At 72.1% G+C, this 12,312-nt stretch carries 8 protein-coding genes and 1 pseudogene; 5 read left to right on the top strand and 4 right to left on the bottom strand.

Features of this window, described 5'->3' with window-relative positions:
- Positions 1-277 precede the first annotated feature (277 nt).
- Positions 278-1,087: an HAD-IB family hydrolase gene (locus O7603_RS19580; RefSeq protein WP_281571253.1), complete on the bottom strand. Its 810-nt coding sequence runs from the start codon at positions 1,085-1,087 to the stop codon at positions 278-280.
- A gap of 544 nt (positions 1,088-1,631) precedes the next feature.
- The gene (locus O7603_RS19575; protein ID WP_281571252.1) at positions 1,632-2,240 is read right to left on the bottom strand and encodes a DJ-1/PfpI family protein; all 609 of its coding nucleotides are present in this window, start codon (positions 2,238-2,240) and stop codon (positions 1,632-1,634) included.
- Between the two features lie 279 nt (positions 2,241-2,519).
- Between O7603_RS19575 and O7603_RS19570 the strand changes: the two genes are divergently transcribed.
- Complete coding sequence (locus O7603_RS19570) at positions 2,520-3,362, top strand: enoyl-CoA hydratase/isomerase family protein (RefSeq protein WP_281571251.1); 843 nt, start codon at positions 2,520-2,522, stop codon at positions 3,360-3,362.
- A 290-nt stretch (positions 3,363-3,652) separates the two neighbouring features.
- Positions 3,653-3,836, top strand: a pseudogene (locus O7603_RS19565) (septum site-determining protein minD); the annotation flags it as partial.
- Positions 3,837-5,533: 1,697 nt separating this feature from the next.
- On the opposite strand, the gene O7603_RS19560 reads toward O7603_RS19565, so the two are convergent.
- Positions 5,534-6,112 carry a hypothetical protein gene (locus O7603_RS19560; protein ID WP_281571250.1) on the bottom strand — a complete coding sequence of 193 codons (579 nt, stop codon included), beginning with the start codon at positions 6,110-6,112 and terminating at the stop codon, positions 5,534-5,536.
- A gap of 143 nt (positions 6,113-6,255) precedes the next feature.
- On the bottom strand, positions 6,256-8,601 hold the full coding sequence (locus O7603_RS19555; RefSeq protein ID WP_281576738.1) for a DEAD/DEAH box helicase: 2,346 nt from the start codon (positions 8,599-8,601) through the stop codon (positions 6,256-6,258).
- Positions 8,602-8,790: 189 nt separating this feature from the next.
- Here O7603_RS19555 and O7603_RS19550 point away from each other — a divergent pair, with 189 nt between their 5' ends.
- The 3 genes from O7603_RS19550 (at position 8,791) to O7603_RS19540 (ending at position 12,272) form a co-directional block, all read left to right on the top strand.
- Positions 8,791-9,132 (top strand): STAS domain-containing protein, encoded by a 342-nt coding sequence (locus O7603_RS19550; RefSeq protein ID WP_281571249.1) that lies wholly within the window; start codon positions 8,791-8,793, stop codon positions 9,130-9,132.
- On the top strand, positions 9,129-9,566 hold the full coding sequence (locus O7603_RS19545) for an ATP-binding protein (protein WP_281571248.1): 438 nt from the start codon (positions 9,129-9,131) through the stop codon (positions 9,564-9,566). Before O7603_RS19550 ends, O7603_RS19545 begins: the two co-directional genes overlap by 4 nt.
- 345 nt (positions 9,567-9,911) lie before the next feature.
- A complete protein-coding gene (locus O7603_RS19540) occupies positions 9,912-12,272 on the top strand; it encodes a sodium-translocating pyrophosphatase (RefSeq protein ID WP_281571247.1) in 2,361 nt (786 codons plus the stop codon).
- Positions 12,273-12,312 lie beyond the last annotated feature (40 nt).

Raw genomic sequence — 12,312 nt, 5'->3', positions numbered from 1 at the left:
CCCCCCGCCGGTCAAGATCGCGCGCCTCCCGGTCCCTCCGCGGGCCAAGGTCCGCGCGTCTTCCGGGCCCCGCCGGCCAAGGTCCGCGCGTCTCCCGGGCCTGCCGGTCAAGATCCGCGCGCTTTCCCGGATGTTGCTGCCTCCTGTCGGTCGGATGCGGCATTTTCCGGGAAGTTGCGGCCTCGACCGGTGCGATCGAGGCGCCGGGTGACGGGTCAGGGGGCGGGCGGCGTGCGGCGGGGGTGAGGGCGGCAGCGCGTCCCGGACCCGGCGGGCGTCAGGCCGTGGTGGTGGAGGCGGCACGGGTCCGGCGGTGCCGGCCGTACCAGGCGATGCCGATCGCCACGCCGACGCCGACCGCGGCCGCCGCCGCGGCCACCGGGACGGCCGGGCGCTCCCGCAGCCGCCGGCCCAGCGGGATCGGATGCCGGAACTCGAGCACCGGCCAGGCGTTCTCCACGGCCAGCCGGCGTAGCTGCCGGTCCGGGTTCACCACGGTCGGGTGGCCCACGCACTCCAGCAGCGGGCGGTCGCTGTACGAGTCGGAGTAGGCGTACGAGTCGGCGAGGTCGTAGCCGCGCGCCTCGGCGAGCTCGCTGACCGCCTCGACCTTGCTCGGGCCGGCAGCGTAGAACTCGACCTCGCCGCTGTAACGGCCGTCCTCCACCGCCATCCGGGTGGCGATCACGTCGGTGATCCCGAGCAGCTCACCGATCGGCCGCACCATCTCCTCGCCGGAGGCCGAGACCAGCACGACGTCCCGGCCCGCGGCCTGGTGCTCCTCGATGAGGGCGGCCGCCTCGGCGTACACGTACGGGTTGATCAGCTCGTGCAGCGTCTCCGCGACGATCTGGCGGACCTGCTCCACCTGCCAGCCCTTGCAGAGTGTGGCCAGGTAGTCCCGGGTGCGAGCCATGGTCTGCTCGTCGGTGCCGCCCAGCCGGAACATCAGCTGCGCGTACGCCGACTTGACCACGTCACGCCGTGTGATCAAGCCGTCCCGGTAGAACGGCCGGCCGAACGCCAGGGCGCTCGACTTGGCGATGACGGTCTTGTCCAGATCGAAGAAAGCGGCACCTCGGCCCACGGCGCGAAAGTCTAGTCGGATGGTCTATGGTCGGCGGGTGCCCGGGGTCGGGGTGATCTCCGGACCTGCGAGTCCGCCCGATCGCCGCCGCTCACAGTGATCGCGATCACACTCTGCGAAAACAAATTCGCAGGGAGTGGAGTGGACACCACTCGACGTAACAGGTCCGCTCAGGCAGACTTGTCCGCACGACGAGTATTCATATCTCGGACAACAAACAGGCCCTCGGCGGTTGCACCCCCCGTGACCGCTGAGTTGGTTCGGCTCGACCCCCCCGGAGCCGAACCTCCCGACGACCCCCGTCTCCCCCCGACGGGGGTCGTCCCTATCTGGGAGCGCTGCCCCGCCGCAGGTCAGGTCGTTCCCGTCGATCTCCGGCGGCGCTCCGCCGCTGGTTCGATCGTTGACGTCAGCGGATCGTCGGCCGGCAGTTCGACGGCTGTCCACGAGTCGAGCCGCGCGATCGTCCGGGACGTGTGTATAACGATTTAGCGTCGTGGGACGCCTGCCCGTGGCCCATGACCCGAGCGAGGGCCGCGGGGCATCAGCCCAGTACGACCTCGCCCGAGTGAACGGCCCGCATGGCGCGCTCGACGGTCTCCTGGTTCTCGCCGACCGGAGCCACGTACCCGATGACGTCGCGCGCGGCGTCCTCGCCGAGCATTCGGGTGATCACCCAGGTCGCGAGATACTGCGACGCCAGGCAGCCGCCCGCCGTGGCGATGTTTCCCTCGGCGTGGAACGGCGCATCCAGCACGGTGACGTCGCAGGCTTCGACAAACGGCCGGCTCTTCAGGTCCGTGCACGCGGGCATGCCGTCGAGCAACCCGAGCTTGGCGAGCACCAGCGCGCCGGAGCACTGCGCGCCGATCAGCTGTCGGGACGGGTCGAGGGGCAACCTGGAGAGCAGCCCCGCGTCGGCGACCACGTCTCGCGCCTTCACACCGCTGCCGATCAGCACGACGTCGGCTTCGGTCACGAACTCCATCGGGCGCTGCCCGGTCACCTCGACGCCGTTCATCGACGTGACGACTGGGGTCGGCGTCGTGATGAAGGCTTCCAAGCCGTCCCTACGGCACCGGTTGATCAGCGCGGAAGCGATGAAACTGTCGAGCTCGTTGAACCCGTCGAACGTGACCACGGCTACCTGCATCACAACTCCCATACGTACGGCACCGACCGCCACTCTCCCCGGCCCGTCGTTCCAGGTCGAGAGCCAATTGTCGACTGACGGCATGCCTACCGGCTCCGCGTTCCGAGTGCGCCCGGGATCCGGCGAAGCGCCACAGCCGGGCGGCGCCGGTCCGTACGCTCGACAACGACCCATCGGGCGCCGATCCGTCCGGCGTCCGGGCACCCGGGCGCCGGCCGCCCCGCGGAGCCCACCGCCGCTGCCCGCGGCCCCGGTCGCGCGACGGAGAGGAGCACGCGGGTGGTCGCCTCGTTCGAGACCCTGCGTACGGAGCTGGCCGACGGCGTCCTGACGGCGACGTTGGACGCGCCGCCGATCAACATGATCGGTCCGGAGTTGGTGCGGGACCTCGTCACCCTGCTCCGCCGACTGACCGGGACCACCGAGGTACGGGTGGTCGTCTTCGACAGCGCCGACCCGGACTTCTTCATCTCGCACGTCGATCTGACCAGGGTCGCCGAGTACTCGGCCGAGGCGGCCAAGGCGGGCGGGGGCCCGCAGGACGCCTTTCTCGGCATCGTGCTGCGCAAGCTGAGCGACGTGCCGGCCGTCACGATCGCGAAGCTGCGGGGACGGGCTCGGGGAGCGGGCAGCGAGTTCGTGCTCGCCTGCGACATGTGCTTCGCGGCGCGGGAGAACGCCCTGCTCGGCCAGCCCGAGTGCGGTTTCGGCGTGGCGCCCGGCGCCGGGGGCGTACAGCACCTGGCGCGCCGTCTCGGCCGTGGACGGGCGCTGGAGATGATCCTCGGCGCGCAGGACGCGGACGCCGACCTCGCGGAGCGGTACGGGTGGATCAACCGGGCGCTACCGGACGCCGAACTCGATGAGTTCGTGGCCACGCTGGCCCGACGGATCGCGTCCTTTCCCCCGGCGGCGATCCAGGCCACGAAGCGGGCGATCAACGAGCTGACGCTGCCGACGGTCGACGCGGTACGCGCCGACGGTCGCCGGTTCCAGGAGTCGGTCGCCGCCCCGGAGGTGCAGGACCGGTCGAGGGAGTTGTTCAGCCGGGGCTTCCAGACCCGGGGCCCGCTCGAACTGGACCTCGGCACACGGATCGCCGACCTGCCGGCCAATGGGTGAATCGCCCGTCGAGCGTGCGCGCTTGCGGCACCGACGGACGGTACGTGGCGAAGTGGCCGGCGCATTTTCCCGGTGCCGGCGGCGGCCGATCGCGGCCTCTGCGACGGAGGTACGCATAGCAGATCGACTGCGGCGGCGGGCGTTGTCCACGGCCGCGTCGTCCACAGGCCGCCCCGGTGGGGCGGCCGCCGGCGTCGACGGCGAGCAGGGTCTCGGTCAGCACCCCGAGCCCGACCGCTGGAGGCCGCGATGCCACTCCTACCTCCGTCCCGTCTCCCGGCCGACGACCGCTGGTCGTCACCGGCGACGGTGTACCTCCTCGACGACCTGCTCCGGCTCGCCGCCGCCGGCGGTGCGGAGGTGGACTCGGCCCCCGACCCGGCGGCGGCCAGGACGCGCTGGCTGCCCGCGCTCCTCGTGCTGGTCGGCGCGGACCAGGCGCAGCCCTGCCTTCGGGCCCGACTGCCACACCGGCCCTCACCCAGAGTGACCGCCAGCCCTGCGGTCCCGACTTGGTGATGGAACGTCTGCATGGACCACGATGCTGCGGGCCTTGTCGACGGACAGTTGACGACCGCCGGCGCGGCGGAGGCTGGCCGAACTCCACCGTCGGCTGCACGCCGTGCCGTTGCCGGGACCTTCGGACTGTGTGTGCCGGTCCGCCCGGACCCCGGCCGCGGTCCGTGACCGCACCGCCACGGTCCCCGCGTTGACGGACCGGCGTCTGCCGGTCCGGGACCAGCGGTCCGGGACCAGCGGTCCGGGACCAGCGGTCCGGGACGGCGGTCCCGCGCTCGTCGGGCTGGTCCGGCAGCCCGGACCGCGGCTCACGCGTTGGCCGCCCACGGTGTCCCGCTGTCCCCGCGAGGCCCTCACCGAGCAGATGCGCGCCGACGGGCACCCGCTGTCCAACGCCACCGCGTCGGCGCTCGTGCGCCTCCTACGCGCCGAGAGACCCCCGCCGCGCCGCCGGTGGCGTCCGGGCGGGCCGGCGTGACGGGACGACGCCCTGCGATGTCTGTCAGGTCCGGACAGGTTCTGTCAGACCTGCGGGCGCTTCCGTTAGAACAGCCGGCGACTGACAGCACCTGACCGACCTGACACCGCCCGCATCCGCCGCCCACGCTGGTTCGCCACTCGGGTGTGGGGGCGCCATCCGGCGCAGCCGAGGCGCGCAACAAAATCCGCGACGACCGGCCCTTCGGCGGGCGGTACGGCCACGGGCGTCGGGCAGGAGACCAGATCGCCGCGGCACAGTCGTCGCGAAGGTGAGCCACCCCAGCAGCAGACGATTAGCACGGCAAACGAAATAGGACGCGATCACAGGGCGGCACTGCCCTCTTTGCTAGTGCGGCCCTGTCCCTGTTGTCCGGGCGCGTTGGGGGCTCGGTTGGGTACTGCGTTGCGGGCTCGTTCGGGGGTGTCCGCGAGACGAGCCCCCAAACGAGCTCTCGCGGCCTGTCCTGTCAGGTGTGTGGCCTGCCCAAACTGCGCCGGACAGCGTCGGCTCAGCATGATCAACCTGGCCCGACTCCCTACGGGATTCTCTCTCCAAGGGCCTATGAGAGTGACCAATGCACGCGCAATCGCGTCTCGCCTGCTATCCACTGCCGCACTGTGCCGTCCCTGGACTTCGCCCCCACGCCGACGACGCCGTCTATGAGTCGCTCTCCCCAAGCGCGGATCCACGACACCAACCAGAAACCGGTGAACGTTGGTGGACAACGCACTAGCCGTCGTCCGGTGCGCTGTCGTCCCGCTCGCCGCGTGCTCAGGAGCCGCCGTCTGGCGCGCGGTGGTACGGCGAGGCGGCGTTCTGGCGGAGGGAGGTGGGGCCAGCGTCTGCCTGCTCGGGATCGGTCTGGTGTTTGTACTGGTGGGGGTCTTCGGGCGGCGGACGTAGCGCGGCAGCAGACCGGGTTGGCGACGGGCTCGCTTGTGAGCGGGTCGCTGACCTCGTGGGCCGTATCGGCGGGCAGGTGGTCGCCTGCCGGCTCGACGGCCTCGGCGTGCTGGTCACGGCGGAGGTGACGGTCACCGCCCGCCAACAGGGGTGCCGCAGGGGCGGATTCCAGCACGGTGACGCACGTTCCGCGCCGGCCCGGACCTCGGCCGAACGCCGGGACGCGGACCCGGCGGTCGGCGTCCCGGACGGTCGGGTCAGCCTGACGTCAGCGGGCCTGGAGGGCGTCCAGGGCGACGGCCATCGCGATGACCACGCGACGGTCGATCTGCGGGTGCTGGATCTCCACCACGTAGCGGTCGCGCAGGCCCCACTTCTTGACCACAGTGAAGACCGGCTGGCCGCCGGCGGTGAAGTCGAAGTGGTACGGCAGCCAGGAGAGCGAGTCGACGAACCGGCGCAGCAGCGCCACCGGGAGGCTGCGCTCCTGGCCGGTGATCTGCGGCAGGCCGTTCTGCTCGACGTGCCAGGTGGAGCGGAGCAGCGACTGGGCGAAGTCCTTGCGGAACAGGCCGATGGGGTTGCCGGCGGCGTCGGTGACGTCGTACGTGGCGCCGAGGTCGATGCGCTGGCGGGCCTTGAAACCGAGCAGCGGCTGCTGCTTGGAGTCGTCGGTGTAGATGGTCACCTGCTCCTTGAAGGCGAGCCGCTTCTGCTGGGCGAAGGCCAGCAGTTCGCCCTCGGAGCCGTCCGGCGCCACCGTGTGGACCTCGTACTGGTTGACCATCATCCGCAGCCGCTGGCGGATGTGGAATCGCTGCTGGGCCTGCAAGATGTCGAGCTGCATCTGTTTCTCCTTGGGGGATCGGTGCGCCGGAGTGTCGCACAGCGGCGTGCCTGCCGCCTGCCCGCACGGCCCGACCTTCCGAATGGCGATCCGCCAGTGTGACCTGCACGCGGAAGACAGCTGACCTGCACGCGGGAGACCGGTCAGGTCGGCAGGTTGGCCAGCACCACGTCGAGCACCCGGATCGCGTCCGGCTTGGAGAGCGGGTTGTTGCCGTTGCCGCACTTCGGCGACTGCACGCAGGACGGGCAGCCGGTCTCGCAGCCGCACTCGGCGATCGCGTCCCGGGTGGCCTTCAGCCAGGACGCCGCGGTGCCGTACGCCCGCTCGGCGAAGCCGGCCCCGCCCGGGTGCCCGTCGTAGACGAAGACGGTCGGCGCCTCGGTGTCCGGGTGCAGGGCGGTGGAGAGGCCGCCGATGTCCCACCGGTCGCAGGTGGCCATCAGCGGCAGCAGTCCGATCGCGGCGTGCTCGGCGGCGTGCAGGCCGCCCGGCACGTCGGCCGTCTCCACTCCGGCGGCGGCCAGCGACTCCGGGGAGAGGGTGAACCAGACTGCGACCGTACGCAGCTCCCGGACCGGCAGGTCCAGCGGCCGGGTGTCGATCACCTCGCCGGTGGCGATACGCCGCCGCTGGTACGAGACCACCTGGCTGGTCACGTCCACCTCGCCGAGGAACATCCCGACCGGCCCGGCGTCGACGTACGAGCGCACCGACACCACCGAGACGTTGGTGACGTCCCGGGCGTGGGTCGACCAGTCCGGCTCCTCGACGTGCACCAGCGCGCAGCCGTCGGCGAGATCCAGGTCGTCCACCACGTACGAGACGCCCTGGTGCAGGTAGACCGCGCCGGGGTGGAGCAGGAAGTGCGACGAGCTGCCGTCCACCGTGCCGAGCAGCCGACCGGTGGCCGCCTCCACTACGACCACCGGCGCCCCGCCCTCGCCGCGCAGGTCCACCTCGGGCCGTTCGCGGTGCCGCCAGTACCAGCCGGTCGGCCGCTGCCGCAGCGCGCCGGCCTCGACCAGTTGCTCGACCGCCTCCTTCGTCCCGTCGCCGAAGAGCACCAGGTCAGCCGGGGTGAGCGGCGCCTCGACCGCGGCGCAGGCGAGCTGCGGGGCGAGCACGTACGGGTTGGCCGGGTCGAGCACGGTCGCCTCCACCGGCCGTCCGAAGACCGCGTCCGGGTGGTGCACCAGGTAGGTGTCCAGCGGGTCGTCCCGGGCCACGAGCACGGCGAGCGCCTCCTGGCCGGAGCGCCCGGCGCGGCCGGCCTGCTGCCAGAGCGACGCGCGGGTGCCCGGATAGCCGCAGATCAGCACCGCGTCCAGGCCGACGAGGTCGACTCCCAGCTCCAGCGCGTTGGTCGAGGCGAGGCCGAGCAGGTCGCCGTGCAGCAGCGCCCGTTCCAGCTCCCGCCGCTCCTCGCGCAGGTAGCCGGCGCGGTAGGCGGCCACCCGGTCGCCGAGCCCGGGCACCGCCTCGTCCAGGGCCCGTCGGGTGTTGGACGCCACCACTTCGGCGCCCTTGCGGGAGCGGACGAAGGCGAGCGTGCGTACCCCGGCGGCGACCGTGTCGGCGAGCAGGTCCGCCGTCTCCCGCAGCGCCGAGCGGCGGACCGGCGCGAGGTCCACCGCGTCGGACGACGTGTCGGCCGAGGGCAGCAGCGGCGGCTCCCAGAGCGCGAAGGTCACCCCGCCGCGGGGCGAGGTGTCCTCGGTGACGGCGGCCACCGGCAGGCCGGTGAGCCGGCCGGCTGCCGTCGCCGGGTCGCCCGACGTGGCGGAGGCCAGCACGAAGACCGGTGAGCTGCCGTAGCGGGCGCACTGGCGGCGCAGCCGGCGCAGCACGTGCGCGACGTGTGAGCCGAACACGCCCCGGTAGGTGTGGCACTCGTCGATCACCACGTACGTCAGCCGGCGCAGGAAGCCCGTCCACTGGGCGTGCCCGGGCAGGATGCCGTGGTGGAGCATGTCCGGGTTGGTCAGCACGAAGCGGGAGTGCCGGCGGATCCACTCCCGTTCGGCGCGTGGGGTGTCGCCGTCGTAGCAGGCGGGGCGTACCTCGTCCAGCTCCAGCTCGGCGACGGCGCGCAGCTGGTCCGCGGCGAGTGCCTTGGTCGGCGCCAGGTAGAGCACGGTGGCCCGGGGGTCGGCGAGCAGGGTGGCCAGCGCCGGCAGCTGGTACGCCAGCGACTTGCCGGACGCGGTGCCGGTGGCCACGACGACGTGCTGCCCGTCGTACGCCAGGCTGGCCGCCTCGGCCTGGTGCCGCCACGGCGCGACCACGCCGCGCCGGGCGAACGCCGCCCGCAGGTCCTCCGGGGCCCACTGCGGCCAGGGTGCCGGCACGCCCGCGCGGGCCGGCACCCGCTCGACGTGGGTGACCGGGTCGGCGTCGCCGCGGGCGCGTAGCCGGACCAGCAGGTCGGCCGGCGAGCGCTGGTGGCCGGGAGCGACGGGGACGGTGGCGACGGACGACGGCTCCAGGTCGTGGCGCGGCGCCGGACGCGCCGAGCTGAAGCCGTCGGAAGTCACGTCCTGCACTCTCGCACTGGTGTTCGGAGATGAAAAGCCGGGCCCCGGGGTAAGGGGGAGCCGCCGCCGGTGACCACAGCGTCTCCCGACGGTAGTGGTTAGATGCCCAGGAGAGTTTACGGCTCTTGCGAGGAGGGACCGATGGAGCTGTCGCTGGCGACCCGCACCGTGGGGGAGCACACGGTGCTCGAGGTCGGCGGTGAGGTGGACGTCTACACGGCACCCCGCCTGCGCGAACGGCTCCTCGAACTGATCGACGGCGGGGCCCGGCACGTGGTGGTCGACCTCGGCCGGGTGGACTTCCTCGACTCCACCGGGCTCGGCGTGCTGGTCGGCGCCCTGAAGCGGCTGCGTTCGGCGGGGGGCACGTTCGCCCTGGTCTGCGACAAGGAGCCGCTGCTCAAGATCTTCCGGATCACCGCGCTCGACCAGGTCTTCCCGCTGCACCCCACGGTCGGCGCGGCGACCGGCGCCGGCGCGTGATGGCGACGGTCCGGCTCTCGTTCTCCCCGGCGCCGGTGCACGTGCGCACCGCCCGCCTGGTCGGCGTCGCGGTCGCCCGCCGGGCCGGGGTCCGCGAGGACCTGCTCGACGAGGTGCGTCTCGCGATCGGCGAGGCGTGCACCCGCGCGGTCGCGCTGCACCGCCAGTACGGCCTGCACGATCCGGTGCTCGTGGAGATGTCCGACTCCGGGCAGTACGCCGTCCGGGTGATCGACCGGGCGCCGATCGAGGCCGGCATCGGTCTCGCCGCGCTGCCCCCCGACGAGTTGGCCAACGAGTCGCTCACCGACGAGGCGCTCACCACCGGTGTGGGCTTCGCCCTGCTCGCCGGCTTCGTCGAGGACCTCCAGGTCCGGCCCGTCGACGAGGGCATCGGCACCGAGGTACGGATGGTCTGGCCGGTCGGCCGCTGACGCCGGCCCCAACGCCGGTCGGCCGCTGACCCCTGCTCCGCCGCTCAGGCCGCGTTCCCACCGGGAGCGCGGCCTACGTGCATGGACCCGTTCCTATATCAGATTTCGGTTCATAACACAGCGACGAAGATCATCGACACGGGGTGCACCCTCGGTGTGACCTCGGACACTGCGGAGGGCTACAGTACCCGGGTTGTCAGCAAGTGATCCATCCCGCAGCCAGCGGGTACGGGAGTTCATCGCTGGTCCGCAGGGGTGGGCTCGGCGGGCGCTTGCGAGTCCGCATCCAGGCGCCGACCGGTGCGTCTCCACCGGCCGACGCGTGTTCGGTACAGGAGGACACAGATGTCCAAGACCTTGGCCGCCGAGGGCGGCGGGCTTTCCCTTGCCGGAGCCAATGTCACGTACGTCGTCATCGCCGCGGTGATCGCGCTGGTGGCGCTCGTCTTCGCCGCCGCCCTGACCAGGGCGGTGCTGGCGGCCGGCAAGGGCACCACCAACATGCAGGAGATCTCCGGGGCGGTCCAGGAGGGCGCCTCGGCGTACCTGCTCCGGCAGTTCCGCACCCTGGCGATCTTCGTCGTCATCGCCGTCGTACTGCTCTTCCTGCTGCCGGTGCACGACACCGACGGCAGCGAGATCGCCGTGAAGATCGGCCGGTCGGCCTTCTTCGTGGTCGGCGCGCTGTTCAGCGCGTTCATCGGCGGCGCCGGCATGTGGCTCGCCACCCGCGCCAACCTGCGGGTCGCGGCCGCCGCCCGGGAGCGACAGGGTGGCCGGGAAGCCGCCATGAAGATCGCCTTCCGGACCGGTGGCGTGGTCGGCTTCCTCACCGTGGGCCTCGGCCTGTTCGGCGCCGCGCTCGTCGTCATCGTCTACCAGGGCGACGCGCCGACCGTGCTGGAGGGCTTCGGCTTCGGCGCCGCGCTGCTCGCGATGTTCATGCGGGTCGGCGGCGGCATCTTCACCAAGGCCGCCGACGTCGGCGCCGACCTGGTCGGCAAGGTCGAGCAGGGCATCCCCGAGGACGACCCGCGCAACGCGGCCACCATCGCCGACAACGTGGGCGACAATGTCGGCGACTGTGCCGGCATGGCCGCCGACCTGTTCGAGTCGTACGCGGTGACCCTGGTCGCCGCGCTGATCCTCGGCCGGGCCGCGTTCGGCGAGGACGGACTGGTCTTCCCGCTGATCATCTCCACGATCGGCGTGCTGGTCGCGATCGTCGGCGTGTTCATCACCCGGCTGCGCTCCACCGACCGCAGCGGCCTGACCGCGATCAACCGGGCCTTCTACGCCTCCGCGCTGATCTCCGCCGTGCTGGTGGCCATCGCCGCGTACGCGTACCTGCCGGCGACCTTCGCCGAGCTGGAGGGCGGGCTCACCGACGTCAACGAGAACCCGCGGATGGTCGCCATCGGCGCCGTGGTCATCGGCATCGTGCTGGCCGCCGCGATCCAGGCGCTGACCGGCTACTTCACCGAGACCAACCGGCGCCCGGTGCAGGACATCGGCAAGAGCTCCCAGACCGGCCCGGCGACCGTCATCCTCGCCGGCATCAGCATCGGCCTGGAGTCGGCGGTCTACTCGGCGCTGCTGATCGGCGCCGGCGTGTTCGGCGCCTTCCTGCTCGGCGGCAGCTCGATCACGCTGTCGCTCTTCGCGGTCGCGCTGGCCGGCACCGGCCTGCTCACCACGGTCGGCGTGATCGTCGCGATGGACACGTTCGGGCCGATCTCCGACAACGCCCAGGGCGTGGCGGAGATGTCCGGCGACATCGACGAGCACGGCGCCCGGACGCTGACCGAGCTGGACGCGGTCGGCAACACCACCAAGGCGATCACCAAGGGCATCGCGATCGCCACCGCGGTGCTCGCCGCGACGGCGCTGTTCGGCTCGTACACCGACACGCTGCGCACCGCGTACTCGGACGCCGGGGTCGGCGACGTCGGGGCGGAGATCCTGAACTCGCTGAACGTGGCCAACCCGCGCAACCTGGTCGGCCTGATCATCGGCGCGGCGGTGGTGTTCCTCTTCTCCGGGCTGGCCATCAACGCGGTCTCGCGTTCGGCCGGCGCGGTGGTGATGGAGGTCCGCCGGCAGTTCCGTGAGCTGCCCGGCATCATGGACCGCACCCAGCGGCCGGAGTACGGCAAGGTGGTCGACATCTGCACCCGGGACGCGCAGCGCGAGCTGATGACCCCGGGTCTGCTCGCCATCCTGGCGCCGATCGCGGTCGGCTTCGGCCTCGGCCCGGGCGCGCTGGCCGCGTACCTGGCCGGCGCGATCGGGGCCGGCACGCTCATGGCGGTCTTCCTGGCCAACTCGGGCGGCGCCTGGGACAACGCCAAGAAGCTGGTCGAGGACGGCGCGTACGGCGGCAAGGGCTCCGAGTCGCACTCCGCCACCGTCATCGGCGACACCGTCGGCGACCCGTTCAAGGACACCGCCGGCCCGGCGATCAACCCGCTGATCAAGGTGATGAACCTGGTCTCGCTGCTGATCGCCCCGGCCGTGGTGGCCTGGAGCGTGGGTGACGACAAGAACACCGGCCTGCGGGTCGGCATCGCGCTGGTGGCCACGCTGATCGTCGTCGCGGCGGTCGTGTTCAGCAAGCGCAAGGGCGTGGCGATGTCCGACTCGGGCGCCGGCGACGGCACCGGTTCGGGCAGCGCGGACCAGCGGCCGGAGACCATTCCGGCCTGACCCGTACCGCACCGGAGCCCCCGGTCGGCGCCTGTCGCCG

This window comes from Micromonospora sp. WMMD812, assembly GCF_027497215.1.
Lineage (GTDB): Bacteria > Actinomycetota > Actinomycetes > Mycobacteriales > Micromonosporaceae > Micromonospora.
This window is presented reverse-complemented; position numbering and strand designations above follow the sequence as displayed.

What these genes read in the sequence shown, in the direction of transcription:
- O7603_RS19540 (WP_281571247.1), top strand. Translation starts at nt 9,912, where the DNA reads ATGTCCAAGACCTTGGCCGCCGAGGGCGGCGGGCTTTCCCTTGCCGGA.
- O7603_RS19575 (WP_281571252.1), bottom strand. Translation starts at nt 2,240, where the DNA reads ATGCAGGTAGCCGTGGTCACGTTCGACGGGTTCAACGAGCTCGACAGT.
- O7603_RS19560 (WP_281571250.1), bottom strand. Translation starts at nt 6,112, where the DNA reads ATGCAGCTCGACATCTTGCAGGCCCAGCAGCGATTCCACATCCGCCAG.
- O7603_RS19550 (WP_281571249.1), top strand. Translation starts at nt 8,791, where the DNA reads ATGGAGCTGTCGCTGGCGACCCGCACCGTGGGGGAGCACACGGTGCTC.